Consider the following 20,163-nt stretch of genomic DNA (forward strand, 5'->3'; position numbering starts at 1 on the left):
GCCTAGGCGGGGCTGACCTTCCAGGCCATTTTCAACGCCGTTTGGCCAACGCGCAGCAGACTTTGATCAGGCTCTCAACGACGTCGCCACTGGGGCACACCGATCAGCACCACGGCACCGACGATGACCAGCATCGCCAGCATTTCCGCCGGCCCGATCCGCTCGCCGGCGAACAGGGTGCCCAGCAGCACCGCCACCACCGGATTGACGTAGGCATAGCTGGTAGCGGCAGCCGGCCGGACCCGACCCAGCAGATAGAGATAGGCGCTGAAGGCGATCAGCGATCCGAAGACTACCAGGTAGCCCAGCGCCAACCAGCCGCCCAGTGTCGGCCACTGCTGCAACTGCTCGCCACTGAACCGGCTGGCGAGCAACAGCGCGGCGCCCGCTACCAGCATCTCCACCGCGCTGGCCATGGCGCCCCGTGGCATTGGCAGGTAGCGACTCCAGATCGAGCCGAAGGCCCAGGCCGCCGCCGCGAGCAGGATCACCGCCGCGCCCAGGGGAGTCGCGCTCATGGTGTCGCCCAGATTGAGCAGCGCGATGCCCACCAGCCCGAGCGCGATACCGGCCCACTCCAGTAGGGTATTGCGCTGCCCCCAGAGCAGGCCGAACAGCAGGGTGAACAGCGGCACCGTGGCGATCGCCAGGGCCGCAACGCCCGAGGTCACGCCCCAGTGCTCGGCCAGCGTCACGCCGCCGTTGCCGACGCCCAGCAGCAGGATACCGATCACCCCGGCAGCCAGGGTTTCGCGCAGGCTCGGCCAGGGCGTGCCGCGCCAACGCAGCCAACCGAGCATGAGCAGGCCAGCCACCGTGAATCTCAGCCCCGCCATCAACAACGGCGGCCAGTGGGCGATACCGAGACGAATCACCAGATAGGTGGAACCCCAGATCACATAGAGGGCGAAGAAGGCGCCCAGCAAGGGCAGCCAGGTGGGCAGGCGCGGCGCGCTGCAGGGCGAAGCAGAGGTATCCATGCGCAACAGATTTCCAGGAGTGTCCGGTAGATATTGTAGGAGCGGGTGCGCAGGAGGCTAAGATAGAGTCACTGGAGAAACAGCCAGAATGACCTTCGACTCAGTGGCTTTTGTGGGAGCTGGCCTTCGATTCGAAGGCTCAAGGAGCAAAGCATGGATCACCTCGATCGACGCCTGATCGACCTGCTGCTAGTGGATGGCCGCGCCAGCTACGCCGAGCTGGGCCGCCGGCTGGGGCTTTCCGCGCCGGCCATCGCCGAGCGCGTCGCCAAGCTCGAAGACGCTGGGATCATCACCGGCTATGGCGCTCGCATCGACCGCCGCGCCTTGGGTTATGGCGCCGAATGCCTGGTTTCACTGCGGATGCACAGCGCCTGCAATGGCCCGCTGCTCAAGAAGCTGGAAGCCCTACCCCAACTGATCGCCTGTCACCGCGTGACCGGCGAAGACTGCCTGATGCTTCGCGCCGCCGTGCGCGACATGAGCGAGCTGGAGGTTCTGATCGACAAGCTGGCGACCTTCGGCATGAGCCGTACCGTGTTGGTGCTGTCGACGCCTTTCGAACGCCCACTGCCACTCGATACCGCCTGACGCCGTCCATGAAAAAGCCCCGGGCCTTGCGGCACCGGGGCTGTGGGGTGCTAGACGCTAGATGAAAGAGTCGTCGTCACCGTTGTCATCGAAGAAACCGCCGCCACCGTTATCACCGTAGTCGGCCGCATCCTGGAAGCCACCGTTATCCTGGAAACCGCCAGCGTCCTGGAAGCCGCCGCCATTGTCGTAGTTGCCATTGTCGGCCCAGGCATCCTGAGGACCACCACCAGCGAAGCCAGGATCGGTGGGCGTTTCGTTGATGACGTTGACGATCTCCTCGGGCTGCGAGTGATGGAACAGCCCGGAGATGGCCTGGGCCGCCAGCATGCCACCTGCCACACCGGCCGCGGTCTGCAAGGCGCCACCCATGAAGCCCCCCATACGCGACGGTGCGGCCTGGGGTGCGGCATAACCCGGTGCCGGCTGGCCATAGCCAGGAGCGGGCTGGGCGTAACCGGGGTTGGGCTGACCATAGCCGGGACGGGGCGCCGCCGGCCCCGGATCGTTCCAACCACGCGAGGGCGCGGCGTTATTGGCCGGCGCCTGGGCGTTGGACGACTGACCGCCCCCGAACAGACTGGAAAGAAAACCGCCGCTGCTGGGACGGTTCTGCTGGAGTTGCTGCATCTGACTCTCCAGCTCCTTGACGCGCTGGTCCAGTCGCTTGATGGCCGCCTCCTGGATCAGCATGGCCTGGGCCATGTAGTAAGGCGCGGCCGGCTGGTCGCGCAACCGCTGTTGAATCAGGGCCTCGGCTTCACGATCCCGAGGCGCGGTCTGGGCTTCCGTGGTCTTGAGACGGTCGAACAGACCCTCGATCAGCTGGCTTTCTTCGCGTTGCATGGTGACCCTCCCGCAGACGAGCTACTGATGGCGTTCCCCTGGGAACGGCCTGAATGTCGAAAGGCGCACCATGGTGCGCTTGCTGTCCAGATAATGGCGAACCAGCCGCTTTTCAAGATCGACCATCTTCGCGTTCAGCCTGGATTCAGCCAGATCCCGCGGCCTAGGCGTGATCGTCGGCTGCTCAGGTTTGGAAAAGACGCTGGACGGGGGAGTTCCAGGGCGCTGGCGAGACTGGACAATTGGCAGCCACTACCGGAGCCTGGCACTTTCGCCGAGGGACGACCATGCCGCCGCTGCTTCTCTTGATCGACCAGCAACAGGGTATCCGCGCTCCCCACCTGGGGCCGCGCAACCATCCCGAAGCGGAGCTGCGCATGGCCGAGCTGCTGGCCGCCTGGCGCCAGGCAAGGGCGCCCCTGGCCCACGTTCGGCACCTGTCGCGCAGTCCGACCTCGGTGTTCTGGCCCGGCCAACCCGGCGTGGACTTCCAGCCCGCGCTGGCACCCCTGCCAGGCGAGACGGTATTCGACAAGCAGGTCCCCGATGCCTTCGCCCACAGCGGCCTGGAGCGCTGGTTGCTCCAGCGCGGCATCGAAGAGCTGCTCGTCTGCGGTGTGGCCAGCGAGAATTCGGTGGAGGCCACCGCCCGTAGCGCCGACAACCTCGGCTTTCGCACCTGGGTGGCGGAAGATGCCTGCTATACCTTCGCCAAGGCCGACTTCGCCGGACGAGCCCACAGCGCCGATGAGGTCCACGCGATGGCCATGGCCAACCTCGACGGCGAATATGCCACCGTCACCTCCACCGCCCTGTTGCTCGAACGCCTGCGAGCGGGCAGGTCGTCCTGCTAGACTGCCGCCCTGCCCGTCTGGAATAGCTGCATGAACCCTGTCGATATCCTGCGCGACTCGTTGTTGTTCTTCGCTCGCAACCTGCGTCCCCTGGCCGTCCTCACCCTGCCCTGGCTGCTGCTCGAATCCCTGCTGCGCTACCAGGTGCTGGAGCGCTTCGGCGTGAGCAACGGGCTGTGGGACCTGCTGGTCAGCCTGCTGTGCTATCCGCTGTATACCGCCTCACTGCTGATCTTTCTCGAGGCGCGTACCCAGGGCACCACACCGCGGCTGAGTGGCGTCTGGGGGGCTGCGCTCTTGCTCTGGCCGCGCTTCGCCATCCTGGCGGCGATCACCTCGGGCTTGGTGATGCTGGGCTTTTCGCTATTGATCGTCCCGGGCTTCCTGATCATGACCCTGCTGGCCTTCGCCGAGAACCTGCTGGTATTGGAGGGACGGGCGCCGCTGGATGCCCTGCACGGCAGCCTGCGGATGACCCGCGGCCATTTCTTCACCTTGCTGGCCTGCATCCTGGCGACGGTATTGCCGGCCTGGCTGATCGATGCCTGGATCGCCCAGCACTTCGCCAAGGCAGCGACCCCGGAGATCATCCTGCAGACCCTCTCGGGCCTGCTGCAACTGATCCCCAGCATCGCCATCTATCGCGTCTATATGCTGGTCAGGCCCAAGACCTGAGCACCGCTCGAGGACGCGCGAGCCCGCGTCACCACATCAGGTCGTCAGGCACCTGGTAGGCGGCGTAGGGATCGTCCGGGTCCGGCTCGCCGCTCTGCACGTTGAGCAAGACCACCCGCTTGGGATCGCGTTCCTGGATGCGCTCGGCGGTCGCCCGCGGCACCACCTCGTAGCGACCCTCGTAGCGGACGATGGCGAGACTGCCCTTGCTGAGCTTGTCTCTCATCATGACGTTGACCGACAGGCGCTTGACCTTCTTGTCGTCGACGAAGTTGTAGTAATCCTCGGTAGTGAGCTTGGGCAGGCGACTGGTCTCGATCAACTGCTTGATCTGGGCCTGCTCGGCCTTGCGCCTCTTCTTCTCTTCCTGGGCCCGATTGAGTTCCTGGTCCTTGGCCAGTTTCTCCGCCTGGGCCTGCTGGACGGCCAACTCCTGAGAGCGATCCTTTTCCGCCTGCCCGCGGTGCTCCATGCGGTTCTGCTTTTGCTTCTGCTTGACGGCCTGCTTGGCCTGCTTTTCATTGACCAACCCAGCTTTCAGCAGTTGGTCGCGTAGGGACATGCTCATCGATACGACTCGTCTAGATCATCCAAGAGGGGCACGACCAAAAGACCGCCGTGCGCCAGGGTGTTCATCCTGCGCAGCCGACGAACCGAGTGCAAGCCTTTCACGGGGGTGAAATAATGCGACCATTACCTATCCCGCCCCTGGTTCGGGCGCTGCCGATCAAAATTCGCCCATGATTACTCTCGCGATCGTCCTGCTCTTCGTCGCCAGCGTGCTCTTCGTCCACCTTCGCGGACAAGCGCGCCTGCCCTTCCTGCGCCAGTTGGTCAACCACTCGGCGGTCTTCGCCCCCTACAACGCGCTGATGTATCTGTTCTCCAGCGTGCCGTCCAAGCCCTACCTGGATCGCAGCCGCTTTCCGGAACTGGACGTGCTCAAGGACAACTGGCAGGACATCCGCGTCGAGGCCCTGCGCCTGTTCGACGAGGGTTACATCCGCGCGGCGGAAAAGGACAACGATGCCGGTTTCGGCTCCTTCTTCAAGAAGGGCTGGAAGCGCTTCTACCTGACCTGGTACGGCGAGCCGCTGCCCTCCGCCCAGACCCTCTGCCCGCGCACCGTGGAATTGGTACGGCAGATTCCCAACGTCAAGGGCGCCATGTTCGCCCTGCTGCCGGGCGGCAGCCATCTGAATCCGCACCGCGACCCCTTTGGCGGCTCGCTGCGCTATCACCTGGGCCTGGCTACGCCCAACTCGGATGCCTGCCGCATCTATGTCGACGGCCAGCCCTATGCCTGGCGCGACGGCGAGGACGTGATGTTCGACGAAACCTATGTGCACTGGGTGAAGAACGAGACCGACCAGACTCGCGTCATCCTGTTCTGCGACGTGGAGCGGCCGCTGCGCAATCGGCTGCTGACCCGCGTCAACCAGGCGGTCAGTCGCTTCCTCGGCAGCGCCACGGCGCCGCAGAACGTGGAAGGCGAGCGCGTCGGCGGTATCAACCAGGCCTATGCCTTCAGCAAGAGATTCGGGGATCGGATCGGCGGCGGCGTGAAGAAATTCAAACGGCGCCATCCCAAGGCCTATCGCATCGCCAAGCCAATACTGGCCGTGCTGGTAGTGATCGCCCTGTACCAGTGGATCGCCAGCTGAGGCGGCGATCCCGCGCCGGCGCTTCAGCCGGAGCGCTGTTGACGCTGCCGGTGCAGCCGCGTGACCAATTCGGCCTCGGCCTGGGACAGGCCACAGGCCTGGGTGAGATCGTCGGCGCTGGCGCCTAACCCCACCAGGCGCGCGGCCTGGGAAAACGACAGACTGGTGGGGTCGCTCTGCTCGATCTGGGTCAACCGATCGGGCAAGGGAGCGACCACCTTGGCCAATCCTTGGACCTGCTCGCCCATGCGCACCTGCCCCGCCTGGTAGGTTTCCAGACGCTTGAGCAGGATCTGCATGCGCTTGTCGACAAGGGCCTCTCGCTCGGCCAGCTTGGCCGCCTGCTGCTGCTGGCGCTGCCAGAGCAGCCAACAGCAACCGCCGAGGCCGGCACAGGCCAACCCCAGGGCGACGCTGAGCAGGATCAGCCCGACGAGCATCAGATGCTTTCCAGCTCCGACCACTCTTCTTCGGTCATCAGCTTGTCCAGCTCGACCAGGATCAGCAACTCGCCATTCTTGTTGCACACGCCCTGGATGAACTTGGCGGACTCGTCGTTACCCACGCTCGGCGCCGTCTCGATCTCCGACTGCCGCAGATAAACCACTTCGGCCACGCTGTCGACCAGGATGCCGACGACCTGCTTGTCGGCCTCGATGATGACGATCCGGGTGTTGTCGGTCACTTCGGTAGGCAGCAGACCAAAACGTTGGCGGGTGTCGATCACCGTGACCACGTTGCCGCGCAGGTTGATGATGCCCAGCACGTAGCTCGGCGCACCCGGGACCGGAGCGATTTCGGTGTAGCGCAGGACTTCCTGGACCTGCATCACGTTGATGCCGTAGGTCTCGTTATCCAGACGGAAGGTGACCCATTGCAGGACCGGATCTTCGGAACCCTGTGCGGACGTTTTTTTCATGTTCCCTAGCCTCGTCAATTACCGCACGCGCGGCGAAGCGGGCGAACCCGCTGGTTAGTTGCGGTTGGCGGGCGCCCTAGCGACGGCCGCCAACCACCTGTTCAGCGAGCGCCGCCACATCCAGCAGCGCACACATCTGATCGATCACCGTACCGGCCAGCCAGGGGCGGGTCGCACGCTGATTACGCCATTTGACCTCGGCGGGATCCAGCCGTACCGAATGGCTGACGCCGTGTACGGCCAAGCCCCAATCCAAGCCTTGCAGCGATATCACGAATCTCAGCCCCTCGCGATAGTCGTCGCGGTAGCGCTCCGGCATCACCCAGCGGGCCGTGTCGAGCACGCGCAGGTTGCCAGCCTGGCAAGGCAGCAGGCCCAGGAACCAGTCTGGCTGACCGAACAGCGGCGTCAACTCTTCGTCGGTGAGGGGATAGATGGAGCCGAGGCACACCAGGGGCGCGGCTAGTGTCAGGCCCGCGACATCGAACAGCAAGCACTCGAAGGGCTCCTCGCCCCACTCCGGCCGACCTTCCAGCTGCACGGCACCAGGCGGCACCGCACCGGTCAGCACCGGCTGGGTCGGCATATTGATGCCCAGGGCGATGCCCTCCACGCCTGGAAGCGCCGGTTCGGCGACCGGAGCCAGGTCGGGGACGCGCCAATCCAGCTCGATATCGGTCTCTGGCGCCGTAACGGGCAGCGCCGTGGGCATCAGCACCTCGGGCAGGGTCCGCTCTGCCAGGGCGACGCCCTGCAAACGCGGAGCCAGGGGGACGACCGTCGATTGACGCTCGGCGTCGCGTTCGAGCTCCTCGCGCACTGCGGCGGCGAATTCGTCTTCACTGACGCTGGCAACGGGTTCGGGCAACGCGACAGCGGGCGCCACCGCAGGAGTGACCGGCGCGGCTTCGGCGGTCGGCAGCTCCAGGAACGCATCCAGCAGCAGGGCATCGAGATAGCCCTGAAGAACACGTTGAGGACGATTGTCGAGGGACGTCGGTTGGCTCATGGCGATCTACGTGGGTTGATTGTCCAGCCTATCGGCTGGCGCAAGGGAAAACTTGAATCAGGCGACCTGGCTGCTCGGTGCACCATCCAGCAGATGCCGCAGCAGCGCCCGGTAGGCGATGACGCCGCGGCTGTTGGCTTCGTATTGCGAGGGTACCTGCCCGGAGCGACTGGCGTCGCGCAAACGGGTATCGATCGGGATGAACGCTTGCCACAACTGTTCGGGGTAGGTATTACGCAGGACCTTGAGGGTGCCGATGGACGCCTGGGTGCGCCGGTCGAACAGCGTCGCCACTATGGTGTACGGCAGCGCCTGCTTGCGCGAGCGGTTGATCATGCTCAGGGTGTTAACCATCCGTTCGAGGCCCTTGAGCGCCAGGAATTCGGTCTGGGTCGGAATCACCAGGTGCTGGCTGGCGGCCAGTGCATTGACCATCAGCACACCCAGCAGCGGCGGACTGTCGATCAACACGTGGTCGAAGTCGTTCCATAGCTGGGCCAGGCTCTTGGAGATGACCAGCCCCAAACCGCTCTGGCCGGGCGACTGCCGCTCCAGAGTAGCCAAGGCGGTACTGGATGGCAGCATCGACAGCTGGGGATGACTGGTGGGCAGCAGCAGCCGCTTCGGTAGCCCATCGGGGACCTGACCACCATGCTGGAAAAGATCGAACACGCTGTGTTCGAGGCTATCCGGATCCTGCCCGAAATAGCTGGTCAGCGAGCCATGGGGATCGAGGTCCACCAGCAACACCCGCTTGCCGGCATCACCGAGGAGACCGGCGAGGGCAACGGTGGTGGTGGTCTTGCCCACCCCACCCTTTTGATTGGCGATAGCCCAGACTCTCATGTGCAGACTTCCTCCCGACGACATGACCGGCCGGGTCAAGGTGCCGGCGCAGAGGCCGGCGACGAAGATTTGACAGGCGCCCCGCCGGGCGCTGGTTCTCCAGGCGGTGTTGCAGATTGTGTGCCAGTCGACGGATTTTGCAAGGTGCTCTGTGGGCGGAACAGATTGAGATTGCGCGAAATCAGCAGGACCACCCGTCGATTACGCGCGCGATTGGACTCACTGCTGTTGTCGGTCACCGGCTGGTAGGCCCCATAGCCCACGACCGCCAGGCGTTGCGGCGCAATGCCATTGCCGACCAGCAGGCGCACGATGCTGGCGGCGCGGGCGGCCGAGAGCTCCCAGTTGGTGGGATAGAGCGCGGTACTGATGGGACGGTCGTCGGTGTAGCCCTGGACCTGGATCGGATTCTTGTAGGGCGCCAGGATCTTGGCCACCTTTTCCAGCAGGCCGAAGGCAGGGTTGCTCGGCAGGGCATCGCCGCTGGAAAACAACAGGTTGGAACTGAGCTCGATCTCCAGCCAGGTTTCACTGGCATGCAGATTGAGCTGCCCATCGGCGATCAGGTCACCGAAGGATGAACGCACGCTGGCCGCGATCTGCTGCAGCGGATCGACAGCGGGTTGGCCGCTCGCTCCCTGGCTGTTCGACTCCACCACGGGCGGCGCGGCGCCGACCGGATGCTGATCGCCGACCGGGATCGGGTGCAGGGACCGCTCCGGTTGGCTGAAGATGCCCGACAGGCTGTCGGAGAGCACCTTGTATTTGCTCTCGTTCAACGAGGAGATGGAATACATGACCACGAAGAAGGCGAACAGCAGGGTGATGAAGTCCGCATAGGAAACCAGCCAGCGTTCGTGGTTCTCATGCTCTTCGGGACGACGGCGGCGACGAGGCATGCGGCGTCCTCCTAATCTAAGAAACCTTGCAGCTTCAGTTCGATGGAGCGGGGATTCTCGCCTTCGCCGATGGACATCAGGCCTTCCAGCAGCATCTCCCGGTAGCGCGACTGCTGTTGGGTCAGCGCCTTGAGCTTATTGCCGATGGGGATCAGCAGCAGGTTGGCGAAACCCACACCATAGATGGTAGCCACGAAGGCCACGGCGATGCCGCTGCCCAACTGCGAAGGATCGGCCAGATTCTGCATCACGTGGATCAGGCCCATCACCGCGCCGATGATACCGACCGTGGGCGCGTAGCCCCCCATGGCTTCGAACACCTTGGCGGCAGCGAGATCGCGATCCTCCTGGCCATAGAGATCGACTTCCAGAATGCTGCGCAGGGTTTCCGGCTCGGTACCATCGACCAGCAGTTGCAAGCCCTTGGCAGCATAGGGATCGGCTTCACGGGCGACCAGCGGCTCGAGGCCGAGCAGGCCTTCCTTGCGCGCCACATTGCTCCAGTTGACCACCTTGCGGATACCGCCGGTGATGTCCAGGGGCGGTGGCGTGAACACCCAGGCCAGCATGACCAGGGCTCGCCGCAACACGGGCAGCCGTGTCTGCAGCAGTACCGCGCCCAGGGTGCCGCCCACCACGATCAGCGCCGCTGGCGCATTGGCCAGGGCGGCGAAGGTACCGCCTTCGAGTAGATTGCCACCCATGATGGCGGTGAACGCCAGCAGGATGCCGATGAGACTCAGGACGTCCAAAACCAACCGCCTCGTTGCGACCGGATGCCTGCCGTCACGAACAGGCCTCGGTCAGGTACTTGCCGATATCGTCCAGCCCATAGATGGCGTCGGCCAGGTTGGCCTTGGCGATGGCCATGGGCATGCCATAGATGACGCAACTGGCTTCGTCCTGGGCCCACACCTGGCTGCCGACCTGCTTGAGCATCCGCGCGCCTTCGCGACCATCGGCGCCCATGCCGGTCAGCACCACTGCGAGCACCTTGTCGGCATAGGCCTTGGCTGCGGAGCCGAAGGTGACGTCGACGCAGGGTTTGTAGTTCAGGCGTTCGTCACCCGGCAGGATCTTCACCGTGCCACGACCGTCCACCATCATCTGCTTACCACCCGGTGCCAGCAGTGCCAGGCCCGGACGCAACTGATCGCCGTCCTCGGCTTCCTTGACGCTGATGCGACAGAGCTTGTCGAGACGCTCGGCGAAGGCCTTGGTGAAGGCGGCGGGCATGTGCTGGATGAGCACCAGGGGCGCCGGGAAATTGGCTGGTAGCTGCGTCAGCACACGCTGGAGCGCCACGGGGCCACCGGTAGAGGTACCGATGGCGACCAGCCGGTAGTGCTTGCGCTTGGGCGGCGGTGAAGCAGGAACGGCAGGTGCCTGGGGCGCATGGCTACCAGCGCTCGGTGCCGGACGCGTCGTCGGGCGGGCACTCGTCGGCGCGGGAGCCGCCGGCGCAGCGGCTGCGGCGACACTCGGGGCCACGGCGAAGCGCCGATTGGAACGGGCGATGTGATGGATCTTCTCGCACAGCAGCTTTTGCACGCTGGCGGGATTACGCGAGATGTCTTCGAAATTCTTCGGCAGGTAGTCGACCGCGCCGGCATCCAGGGCATCCAGGGTAACCCGGGCGCCTTCGTGGGTGAGCGAGGAAAACATCAGCACCGGGGTCGGACATTTCTGCATGATGTGGCGAACGGCGGTGATGCCGTCCATCATCGGCATCTCGTAGTCCATGGTGATGACATCGGGCCGTAGTGCCAGGGCCTGGTCGACCCCTTCACGTCCATTACTCGCCGTCCCCACCACCGAGATGTTGGGATCGGCCGCCAGGATCTCCTTGAGCCGACGCCGGAAGAAGCCGGAATCGTCCACCACCAGTACTTTTACCGGCATACGTTGAAACTCCTAACCTGGGGCGGCGCAGGCCACCCGATGGCGCCGAGCCCGAGGCCCGACGCCGCTAGTACCCGACCGACTCAGAGCCCGCGACGGGCGTAGCGCTTGAGCATGCTGGGCACATCGAGGATGAGCGCGATACGGCCATCGCCGGTGATGGTGGCGCCAGACATGCCGGGCGTACCCTGCAGCATCTTGCCCAAGGGCTTGATGACCACCTCTTCCTGACCGACCAACTGGTCGACCACGAAGCCGATGCGCTGGGTACCGACCGACAGGATCACCACGTGCCCCTCGCCCTGCTCCACATGGGCGGCCCCGGGTACCAGCCAGCGCTTGAGGTAGAACAGCGGCAGCGCCTTGTCGCGCACCACCACCACTTCCTGGCCATCCACCACGTTGGTGCGGGAGAGGTCGAGGTGGAAGATCTCGTTGACGTTGACCAGCGGGAAAGCGAAGGCCTGGTTGCCCAGCATCACCATCAGCGTCGGCATGATCGCCAGGGTCAGGGGCACCTTGATGACGATCTTGGAGCCCTGACCTTTGGTGGAGAAGACGTTCAGCGTGCCGTTGAGCTGGCTGATCTTGGTCTTGACCACGTCCATGCCCACACCACGGCCGGAGATGTCGGAGATCTCGGACTTGGTGGAGAAGCCCGGGGCGAAGATCAGGTTGAAGCACTCGGTTTCGGTCAGACGATCGGCCGCGTCGCGGTCGAGCAGGCCCTTTTCCACGGCCTTGTTGCGCAGCAGGTCCGCGTCCATGCCCTTGCCGTCGTCGGAGATCGACAACAGGATGTGATCACCCTCCTGCTCGGCGGAGAGCACTACACGCCCCGCGCGGGACTTGCCGTTCTCTTCACGCTCGGCCGGCCCTTCGATGCCGTGGTCGACCGCGTTGCGCACCAGGTGCACCAGCGGATCGGCCAGGGCCTCGACCAGGTTCTTGTCCAGGTCGGTTTCTTCACCGACCAGTTCCAGATTGATCTCTTTCTTCAGGCTGCGCGCCAGATCCCGTACCAACCGCGGGAAGCGGCCGAATACTTTCTTGATCGGCTGCATCCGCGTCTTCATGACCGAGGTCTGCAGGTCGGCGGTGACCACGTCGAGGTTGGACACGGCCTTGGCCATGGCCTCGTCGCCGCTGTTCAGGCCCAGGCGCACCAGGCGGTTACGCACCAGCACCAGTTCACCGACCATGTTCATGATTTCGTCCAGCCGCGCGGTATCGACCCGTACGGTGGTTTCCACCTCGGTAGCGGTCGGCCGTTCGGCCGGTACCGCGGGAGCGACCGGCTTGGCCGGCTCGGCCCGTACCGGAGCGGCTTCGGCAGCTACCGGCGCCGGCTTCGGCGTAGGTGCTGGTGCGGGCTTGGGAGCAACAGGTGCAGCAGCCACGGGCTCGGGCGCAACCGCGGGACCACTGAACTTGCCCTTGCCGTGCAGTTCGTCGAGCAGCGACTCGAATTCGTCATCGGTGATCTCATCGCTCGTCGCCGCCACTGGCGCGGCAGCGGAGGCCGCAGCGACGGGATCAGCAGCTTCGCTTGCAGCGAACTTGCCCTTGCCGTGCAGTTCGTCGAGCAGGGCTTCGAATTCGTCATCGGTGATGTCGTCGCCACCTGCGGTAGCCGGCGTAGACGCTGCCACGGGGGCCGCTACGGCCTCGGCCGGCGCTTCGCTGAACTTGCCCTTGCCGTGCAGCTGATCGAGCAGGGCTTCGAATTCGTCATCGGTGATGTCGTCGCCGCCAGCGGCAGAAACGGCCGCCTCGGTGGCAACGATCTGCTCGCCACTCGGCTCGGCGCCCAATGCATCGAGGAGATTCTGGAATTCGGCGTCACTCAGTTCCGGCTCGGCCGCGTCGGCCGCTACGGGGATCGGCGCTGGTGCAGGCGGCGCAACGGGCGCGGCAGCAACAGGCGCAGGAGTGGGCGCCACGGCGGGCGCACTGCCTGCCGGTTCGGCCAGGCGCGCCAGGGCAGCCAGGAGTTCAGGCGAGGCCGGGGTTGGCTCTTCGCGCTCCCGAACTTGGCTGAACATTTCGTTGACGGAGTCGAGGGCCTGCAGCACCACGTCCATCAATTCGGCATCTACGCGGCGTTCACCTTTACGCAGGATATCGAAGACGTTTTCCGCGATATGGCAGCACTCGACCAGCGTATGAAGCTGAAGGAATCCGGCACCGCCCTTGACGGTATGGAAGCCACGGAAAATGGCATTCAGCAGATCCATGTCGTCCGGGCGGCTTTCCAGCTCGACCAATTGTTCGGACAACTGTTCGAGAATCTCGCCGGCCTCAACTAGGAAATCCTGAAGGATTTCTTCATCGGCGTCGAAGCTCATTCCTGCACTCCCAAAGAGGGTCTGGGTCAGAAGCCCAGACTGGATAGAAGATCGTCGACGTCGACCTGAGCGGCCACGACGTCTTCACGCTTATCGGCATGAATCTGCGGACCTTCACCCTTCATCGTCTTTTCTTTTCGGTTTTGTTCGATCAGTGCAGCATGATCGTGGCTGAAGCCGGTGTAGCGATCGACCTGGCTGGCCATCATCACCAGCTTGACGAGGTCTTTCTCGATCTGCCCGACGAGATTGACCACCCGCTTGATCACCTGCCCGGTAAGATCCTGATAGTCCTGCGCCAGGAGGATGTCGTTGAGCTTGGCCGACAACTGGCCGGCATTGCTCTCGGTGTGGCTGAGGAAGATATCGACGCGCTTGGCCAAGTCGCGGAACGCATCGGCGCCTATTTCCCGACGCATGAATTTCTTCCAATCCTCGTGCAGTGCACGGGCCTCGTCACCGAAGTTACCTACCAGCGGTGCGCTCTCCTCCACCAGATCCATGGTCCGGTTGGCAGCGTTCTCGGTCATCTTCACCACATAGGAGAGACGATCGGTGGCATCGCTGATTTGGGAGACCTCTTCGCCGGCCATGCCGCGCGGATCGATCTCGAAGTTGACGATGGCGTTGTGCAGCTCGCGGGTCAGCTTGCCGACTTCCTGGTACAGACCGCGGTCGCGTAACTGATTGAGTTCGTTGATGAGTTGAACGGCCTCGGCGAAATCGCCGCTTTCGAGGCGTTTCACCAGTTCCTGGGCGCGCTGTTTTAGATTCGATTCGAAGTCACTGAAGGTATTGCTGCCAAGCTGATCCATAACGTCCCCGCGGCTTTCTTCAGCCATTCACCCGCTCGAAGATCTTGTCGATCTTTTCTTTCAGCACCTGCGCAGTGAAAGGTTTGACCACGTAGCCGTTCACGCCGGCCTGGGCGGCTTCGATGATCTGCTCGCGCTTGGCTTCGGCGGTCACCATCAGCACCGGCAGCGTCTTCAGGCGCGCATCGGCCCGGACTTGGCGCAGCAGGTCGATGCCGGTCATACCGGGCATGTTCCAGTCGGTGACGAGAAAGTCGAAATTACCGCTCTGCAGCATCGGCAGGGCGGTGTTGCCATCATCCGCCTCGGCGGTATTGGTGAAGCCCAGATCACGCAGCAAATTCTTGATGATGCGTCTCATCGTGGAAAAATCGTCCACGATGAGGATTTTCATGTTCTTGTCCAAGTCGACCTCCGTCCTAATTCGCACACGCGCCGTGACGCGCGCCTAAGCAATCGTAGTAGCCTGAGTACCAGCCCGTTAACGTGAACGCCAATCCGCCAGCCGAGCCCGCAGGCGCGCCGCGCATTGACTGTGGAGCTGGCAGACCCGGGATTCGCTCACTCCCAGCACCTCGCCGATTTCCTTGAGGTTGAGTTCCTCGTCGTAATACAGCGAGAGCACCAGGCGTTCACGCTCCGGAAGATTGGCGATGGCGTCGGCCAGAGCCTTGCGGAAGCGCTCGTCTTCCAGGCCGCGACCGGGTTCGAGTTCATGCGAACCGCTCTCCTCGAGCCCATGCTCACCCCCCTCCATAAGGTCGTCGAAACTGAACAGGCGACTCCCCATGGTGTCGCCAAGGATGCCGTAGTACTCATCCAGACTCAATTTAAGTTCGGCCGCGACCTCGGAATCTTTAGCGTCGCGACCAGTGCGCGCTTCCACCGCCCGAATGGCGTCGGTGACCATGCGCGTGTTGCGGTGGACCGAGCGCGGGGCCCAGTCGCCCTTGCGGACCTCGTCGAGCATGGCGCCGCGGATACGGATGCCGGCATAGGTCTCGAAGCTAGCGCCCTTGCCGGAGTCGTATTTGCGCGAGGCCTCGAGCAGCCCGATCATACCGGCCTGCATCAGGTCTTCGACCTGGACGCTGGCCGGCAAGCGTGCCAACAGGTGGTAGGCGATGCGCTTCACCAACGGCGCATAGCGGTTGATGAGTTGCTCCTGCTGGGTACGTTCCGAAGTTCTGCTGTACATGCGAAGCCCGCTGGATGCTGTCATGCGTGAGTACCGATGGCTGGTTGCACAAGGCGCTCGACAAAGAACTCGAGGTGGCCGCGCGGATTGGCCGGCAATGGCCAGCCATCGACTTTTTGCGCCACCGCACGAAAGGCCAGCGAGGCCTTGGCACGCGGAAAGGCTTCGTAAACGGGGCGTTGTTTCTGTACCGCCTTGCGCACCGCCTCGTCGAACGGAATGGCGCCCACGTATTGCAGGGCGACATCCAGGAATCTGTCGGTCACCTTGGTCAGCTTAGCAAAGAGATTGCGACCTTCCTGGGGCGTGAGCGCCATGTTCGCCAGGACCCGAAAACGGGTGACGCCATGGTCGCGATTGAGCAGCTTGATCAGGGCGTAGGCATCGGTGATGGAGGTGGGTTCGTCGCACACCACCACCAGGACTTCCTGGGCGGCGCGGACGAAGCTGACCACCTGATCGCCGATGCCGGCGGCGGTATCGACGATGAGCACGTCGAGATTCTCGCTGATGTCGCTGAAGGCCTGGATCAGACCGGCGTGCTGGGCCGGCGTCAGATTGACCATCGCCTGGGTGCCCGAGGCCGCCGGGACGATGCGGATACCGCCGGGCCCCTGCAGCAGCACGTCGCGTAGATCGCACTCGCCGGAGATGACGTCGGCCAGGGTGCGCTTGGGCGAAAGCCCCAGCAGAACGTCGATGTTGGCCAGGCCCAGGTCGGCGTCGAGCAGCATGACGCGCCGCCCGATATCAGCCAGGGCCAAGGCCAGGTTGACCGACACATTGGTCTTGCCGACACCGCCTTTACCGCCCGTTACCGCGATGACTTGGACGGGATGCATGCTACCCATTGCCTGATACCTTTGATTGAAATCCGTCACACTTTAGACTAAGTGCATTTGGCGTGCCCAGGCATGCGATGCACCTCTACCGTTTGTCTGCGCTAGCCGGCGCGGCGGGCGGCGTTTTGATACAGGCCGGCGAACATGCCCGCCATGGTTTCTTCGCTCGGTTCTTCCGGTGCCTGCAGGCTCACCGCGCGGCTCACCAATTGGTGGCTGCGGGCCGCATGCAGGTCGTCCGGGATACGCGGACCGTCGGCGATGTAGGCCACCGGCAGGCGCTGGGTGATGGCCAGGCCCAGGGCTTCACCGAGGCTGGCGGCTTCGTCCAGCTTGGTCAGCACGCAGCCGCTCAGGCCGCACCGCCGATAGCTGTGGTAGGCCGCCTTGAGTACCTGGCTCTGGCTGGTAACACCCAGCACCAGGTAGTTGCGAATCTTCAGCTGGCGATTGGCCAGGGCTTCGAGCTGGACCTTGAGCGCCGGATCGTTGGCGGGCATGCCCGCGGTGTCGATCAGTACCAGGCGCTTGCGTGCCAGGGGCGCCAGGGCCTGGGCCAGGGACTGACCCGGATCGACCAGGGTCACCGGCACGTCGAGGATACGGCCGAGGGTCTTGATCTGCTCCTGGGCGCCGATACGGAAGCTGTCCATGCTGACCAGCGCCAGGCTCTGCGGTCCGTACTTGAGGACATAGCTGGCGGCGAGCTTGGCCAGGGAGGTGGTCTTGCCCATGCCAGCCGGACCGACGAAGGCGACGATGCCGCCCTCCTCCAGGATCTTGGCGTCAGTGGTCTTGGCCAGTTGTGCGAAATTCGCCAGCAGCATGCGCCAGGCGTGGCGCGGCTCCTGAATCTTGGCCACGCTGTCGAGCAGGTGGCGGGCCAGGTCGGCCGGCAGCCCCATGCGCTGCAGACGGCGCCAGAGTCCGGCTTGCTGCGGACGGGTGGACTGCACCTGAGTCCAGGCCATGGAGCCGAGCTGGACTTCCAGCAGTTCGCGCAGGCCGCTGAGTTCGCTGCGCATGGCTTCCAGGGCACGGCGGTCTTCCGGCGCGCTGCTGGCAGCGGGCGCGGCGGCGGCCGGCTGGGGCGCGCGCGGCGGTGCGATCACCGGCTCACGACGGCTGTCGGCGGCGTTGATGGCGCTGAGCAGCTGCTTGTCCTTCGGTACGGCCGAGGGCACGCCCGGCGCGCGAATGCTGAGGTCGGCATGGGCCTGGGCGATCTTCGCGTGGGTCTTGCGCAACTCCGCCTGCAACTCGGCATTAGGCGCAGCCGGTGCCGGAGCCTGGTAGTCCAGGGCCGCGGTCAGCTCGACCCCGCCGGCGACCCGACGGTTGCTGAGGATGGCGGCATCCGGGCCCAGCTCGTCGCGTACCAGTTTCATGGCTTGACGCATATCGGCGGCGAAGAAACGTTTGACTTGCATGATCTAGACCTCAGCCATTCTGGCCAACGGTAGCGACGATGGTGACCTGCTTGTTGTCCGGAATTTCCTGGTAGGCCAGTACACTCATATTCGGCGCCGCCATCCGTGCGAAGCGGGACATCATCCCGCGGATCGCACCGGCTACCAGCAACACTACCGGCTTACCCATCATTTCCTGACGCTGCGCCGCCTCGACGAGGGAACGCTGCAGTTTTTCCGCCATGCCAGGCTCGAGGAACATGCCGTCCTCAGCGCCTTGACCGGCCTTCTGCATACTACTTAGCAACATCTGTTCCAACCTTGGCTCAAGGGTGATAACAGGCAGCTCAGGCTCCATTCCAACGATGTTCTGGACGATTGCGCGGGACAGGGCGACCCGTACCGCACCGGCGATCGCGGCGGGATCTTGACTCCGCGGACCGACGTTGGCGATGGCTTCGGCAATGGTACGGATGTCGCGGACCGGTACCTGCTCCTGCAGTAGCTGCTGGAGGATCTTGAGCAGGGTCGACAGGGAGACGATGCCGGGCACCAGTTCCTCGGCCAGCTTGGGCGAACTCTTGGCCAGTACCTGCAGCAATTGCTGGACTTCTTCGTGGCCGATCAGCTCGTGGGCGTGCTTGAAGAGAATCTGGTTGAGGTGAGTGGCGACCACGGTGCTGGCGTCGACCACGGTGTAGCCGAGGGACTGGGCCTGGTCGCGCTGAGTGACGTCGATCCAGACGGCCTCGAGGCCGAATGCCGGATCCTTGGCGGCCACCCCGTTGAGGGTGCCGTAGACCTGACCGGGGTTGATGGCCAGTTCGCGATCAGGATAGATCTCGGCCTCGGCCACGCTCACGCCCATAAGAGTCAGACGATAGGCATTGGGCAGCAGGTCCAGGTTGTCGCGGATATGCACCGAGGGCATGAGGAAACCGAGGTCCTGGGAGAGCTTCTTGCGCACGCCCTTGATCCGCGCCAGCAACTGGCCACCCTGGTTGCGGTCGACCATGGGGATCAGCCGGTAACCCACTTCCAGACCGACCATGTCCACCGGCGTCACGTCGTCCCAGCCCAGCTCCTTGGCCTCGGCCGGACGCTGCACGGGGGCCAGGTCCTGCTGCTTCTTGGTTTCCGCCTCGGCGGCCTGCTTGGCTTGGCGCTGACGCTTGTAGATCAGCCAGGCGCCAGCGGCGGCGGCACCGCCCAGGCCGAGGAACGGCAGGTGCGGCATGCCCGGCACCAAGCCCATGGCGATGATGATGAAGGCCGATACCGCCAGCGCCTTGGGCGAGGCGAACATCTGACGATTGACCTGCTGGCCCATGTCTTCCGAGGACGATACCCGGGTCACCATGATGGCCGCGGCGACCGACAGCAAGAGCGACGGCACCTGGGCGACCAAGCCGTCACCGATGGTCAGCAGGGCGTAGATACGGGCGGCGTCGCCGAACGGCAGGCCGTGCTGGGCCATGCCGATGGCCATGCCGCCGATGAGGTTGATGAAGAGGATCAGCAGGCCGGCGATGGCGTCACCGCGGACGAACTTGCTGGCACCGTCCATGGAACCGTAGAAGTCGGCTTCCTGGCCCACCTCGGTCCGGCGCTTCTTGGCTTCGGCCTGGTCGATGATGCCGGCGTTGAGGTCGGCGTCGATGGCCATCTGCTTGCCGGGCATGGCGTCCAGGGTGAAACGAGCCGACACCTCGGAGATGCGGCCGGCACCCTTGGTCACCACCACGAAGTTGATGATCATGAGGATGGCGAACACCACCGCACCGACCACGTAGTTACCGCCGACCACCACCTCACCGAAGGCCTGGATGACCTTGCCCGCGGCGTCGTGACCGTCCTGGCCGTGCAACAGCACTACGCGGCTCGAGGCCACGTTCAGCGCCAGGCGCAGCAGGGTCGAGACCAGCAGGATGGTCGGGAAGACGGCGAAATCCAGCGGCCGCAGGGCGTAGACGCTGACCAGCAGGACCACGATCGACAAGGCGATGTTGAAGGTGAACAGCACGTCCAGCAGGAACGGCGGCATCGGCAGGGTCATCATGGCGAGCATCGCCAGGACCGCCAGCGGCACGCCCAGGTTGCCGCGAGCCAGACCGCGCATATTGCCCATCATCAGGGATTTATCGACTTTCACACCCATTCCTCGCTTGCGGTGCCGTCGTCACGGAAAGTTGACGCAGCGCACTGTTCGCAAGGGCTTGAGCAAGCTCCGGGCCAACTGCTCAAAGCTTTGAAAAAGCGAGATTTTTCAGGGGAGATACAGGACTGGTAACGGATCGTCGAGAACGCCGGGTGAACCGTGCGAGAAAGCTGCGGGTCTGTCTAGGGACCCGCGCTAGCGCGCCTAT

21 protein-coding genes are annotated in these 20,163 nt (G+C 64.1%); 4 read left to right on the forward strand and 17 right to left on the reverse strand.

Features of this window, described 5'->3' with window-relative positions:
* Window positions 1-74: 74 nt before the first annotated feature.
* A complete protein-coding gene (gene yedA / locus CCZ28_RS07710) occupies window positions 75-980 on the reverse strand; it encodes a drug/metabolite exporter YedA (RefSeq protein WP_140217308.1) in 906 nt (301 codons plus the stop codon).
* Window positions 981-1,133: 153 nt separating this feature from the next.
* Between yedA and CCZ28_RS07715 the strand changes: the two genes are divergently transcribed.
* A complete protein-coding gene (locus CCZ28_RS07715; protein WP_140217309.1) occupies window positions 1,134-1,571 on the forward strand; it encodes an Lrp/AsnC family transcriptional regulator in 438 nt (145 codons plus the stop codon).
* A 57-nt stretch (window positions 1,572-1,628) separates the two neighbouring features.
* On the opposite strand, the gene CCZ28_RS07720 is transcribed toward CCZ28_RS07715, so the two are convergent.
* Window positions 1,629-2,417 carry a DUF2076 domain-containing protein gene (locus tag CCZ28_RS07720; protein ID WP_140217310.1) on the reverse strand — a complete coding sequence of 263 codons (789 nt, stop codon included), beginning with the start codon at window positions 2,415-2,417 and terminating at the stop codon, window positions 1,629-1,631.
* A gap of 287 nt (window positions 2,418-2,704) precedes the next feature.
* On the opposite strand from CCZ28_RS07720, the gene CCZ28_RS07725 reads away from it, so the two are divergent.
* Window positions 2,705-3,271 carry a cysteine hydrolase family protein gene (locus CCZ28_RS07725; RefSeq protein ID WP_140217311.1) on the forward strand — a complete coding sequence of 189 codons (567 nt, stop codon included), beginning with the start codon at window positions 2,705-2,707 and terminating at the stop codon, window positions 3,269-3,271.
* 30 nt (window positions 3,272-3,301) lie between these two features.
* Window positions 3,302-3,946 carry a YciC family protein gene (locus CCZ28_RS07730; RefSeq protein ID WP_140217312.1) on the forward strand — a complete coding sequence of 215 codons (645 nt, stop codon included), beginning with the start codon at window positions 3,302-3,304 and terminating at the stop codon, window positions 3,944-3,946.
* A gap of 28 nt (window positions 3,947-3,974) precedes the next feature.
* On the opposite strand, the gene CCZ28_RS07735 is transcribed toward CCZ28_RS07730, so the two are convergent.
* A complete protein-coding gene (locus CCZ28_RS07735; RefSeq protein ID WP_140217313.1) occupies window positions 3,975-4,514 on the reverse strand; it encodes a DUF2058 domain-containing protein in 540 nt (179 codons plus the stop codon).
* Window positions 4,515-4,686: 172 nt separating this feature from the next.
* Here CCZ28_RS07735 and CCZ28_RS07740 point away from each other — a divergent pair, with 172 nt between their 5' ends.
* Window positions 4,687-5,610, forward strand: a complete 924-nt coding sequence (locus CCZ28_RS07740; RefSeq protein ID WP_140217314.1) for an aspartyl/asparaginyl beta-hydroxylase domain-containing protein — start codon at window positions 4,687-4,689, stop codon at window positions 5,608-5,610.
* 23 nt (window positions 5,611-5,633) lie between these two features.
* Here the strand turns inward: CCZ28_RS07740 and CCZ28_RS07745 are convergent, their stop codons facing one another.
* The 14 genes from CCZ28_RS07745 to flhA all read right to left on the reverse strand — a co-directional run bounded on the left by CCZ28_RS07745 (window position 5,634) and on the right by flhA (window position 19,928).
* A complete protein-coding gene (locus tag CCZ28_RS07745; RefSeq protein ID WP_140217315.1) occupies window positions 5,634-6,050 on the reverse strand; it encodes a DUF2802 domain-containing protein in 417 nt (138 codons plus the stop codon).
* Window positions 6,050-6,529, reverse strand: coding sequence for a chemotaxis protein CheW (locus tag CCZ28_RS07750; RefSeq protein ID WP_058761264.1), 480 nt, complete (start codon window positions 6,527-6,529; stop codon window positions 6,050-6,052). Before CCZ28_RS07750 ends, CCZ28_RS07745 begins: the two co-directional genes overlap by 1 nt.
* Window positions 6,530-6,605: 76 nt before the next feature.
* On the reverse strand, window positions 6,606-7,538 hold the full coding sequence (locus CCZ28_RS07755; RefSeq protein ID WP_140217316.1) for a chemotaxis protein CheW: 933 nt from the start codon (window positions 7,536-7,538) through the stop codon (window positions 6,606-6,608).
* 57 nt (window positions 7,539-7,595) lie between these two features.
* Window positions 7,596-8,384, reverse strand: coding sequence for a ParA family protein (locus CCZ28_RS07760; protein WP_140217317.1), 789 nt, complete (start codon window positions 8,382-8,384; stop codon window positions 7,596-7,598).
* Window positions 8,385-8,419: 35 nt separating this feature from the next.
* Window positions 8,420-9,283 carry a flagellar motor protein MotD gene (gene motD / locus CCZ28_RS07765; protein ID WP_140217318.1) on the reverse strand — a complete coding sequence of 288 codons (864 nt, stop codon included), beginning with the start codon at window positions 9,281-9,283 and terminating at the stop codon, window positions 8,420-8,422.
* A gap of 11 nt (window positions 9,284-9,294) precedes the next feature.
* On the reverse strand, window positions 9,295-10,035 hold the full coding sequence (locus CCZ28_RS07770) for a flagellar motor protein (protein WP_140217319.1): 741 nt from the start codon (window positions 10,033-10,035) through the stop codon (window positions 9,295-9,297).
* A gap of 34 nt (window positions 10,036-10,069) precedes the next feature.
* On the reverse strand, window positions 10,070-11,185 hold the full coding sequence (locus CCZ28_RS07775) for a protein-glutamate methylesterase/protein-glutamine glutaminase (protein WP_140217320.1): 1,116 nt from the start codon (window positions 11,183-11,185) through the stop codon (window positions 10,070-10,072).
* An 83-nt stretch (window positions 11,186-11,268) separates the two neighbouring features.
* Window positions 11,269-13,533, reverse strand: a complete 2,265-nt coding sequence (locus CCZ28_RS07780; RefSeq protein ID WP_140217321.1) for a chemotaxis protein CheA — start codon at window positions 13,531-13,533, stop codon at window positions 11,269-11,271.
* Between the two features lie 26 nt (window positions 13,534-13,559).
* Window positions 13,560-14,348: a protein phosphatase CheZ gene (locus CCZ28_RS07785; RefSeq protein ID WP_140221303.1), complete on the reverse strand. Its 789-nt coding sequence runs from the start codon at window positions 14,346-14,348 to the stop codon at window positions 13,560-13,562.
* A gap of 19 nt (window positions 14,349-14,367) precedes the next feature.
* Complete coding sequence (locus tag CCZ28_RS07790) at window positions 14,368-14,742, reverse strand: chemotaxis response regulator CheY (protein WP_169853335.1); 375 nt, start codon at window positions 14,740-14,742, stop codon at window positions 14,368-14,370.
* A gap of 87 nt (window positions 14,743-14,829) precedes the next feature.
* A complete protein-coding gene (gene fliA, locus CCZ28_RS07795; protein ID WP_099049413.1) occupies window positions 14,830-15,570 on the reverse strand; it encodes an RNA polymerase sigma factor FliA in 741 nt (246 codons plus the stop codon).
* Window positions 15,567-16,397: a flagellar synthesis regulator FleN gene (fleN, locus tag CCZ28_RS07800; protein WP_140217322.1), complete on the reverse strand. Its 831-nt coding sequence runs from the start codon at window positions 16,395-16,397 to the stop codon at window positions 15,567-15,569. Before fleN ends, fliA begins: the two co-directional genes overlap by 4 nt.
* A 92-nt stretch (window positions 16,398-16,489) precedes the next feature.
* A complete protein-coding gene (flhF, locus tag CCZ28_RS07805; RefSeq protein ID WP_140217323.1) occupies window positions 16,490-17,818 on the reverse strand; it encodes a flagellar biosynthesis protein FlhF in 1,329 nt (442 codons plus the stop codon).
* 10 nt (window positions 17,819-17,828) lie between these two features.
* Window positions 17,829-19,928, reverse strand: coding sequence for a flagellar biosynthesis protein FlhA (gene flhA, locus CCZ28_RS07810; RefSeq protein WP_240795278.1), 2,100 nt, complete (start codon window positions 19,926-19,928; stop codon window positions 17,829-17,831).
* Window positions 19,929-20,163: the final 235 nt, after the last annotated feature.

The organism is Pseudomonas oryzihabitans (assembly GCF_006384975.1).
Lineage (GTDB): Bacteria > Pseudomonadota > Gammaproteobacteria > Pseudomonadales > Pseudomonadaceae > Chryseomonas > Chryseomonas psychrotolerans_B.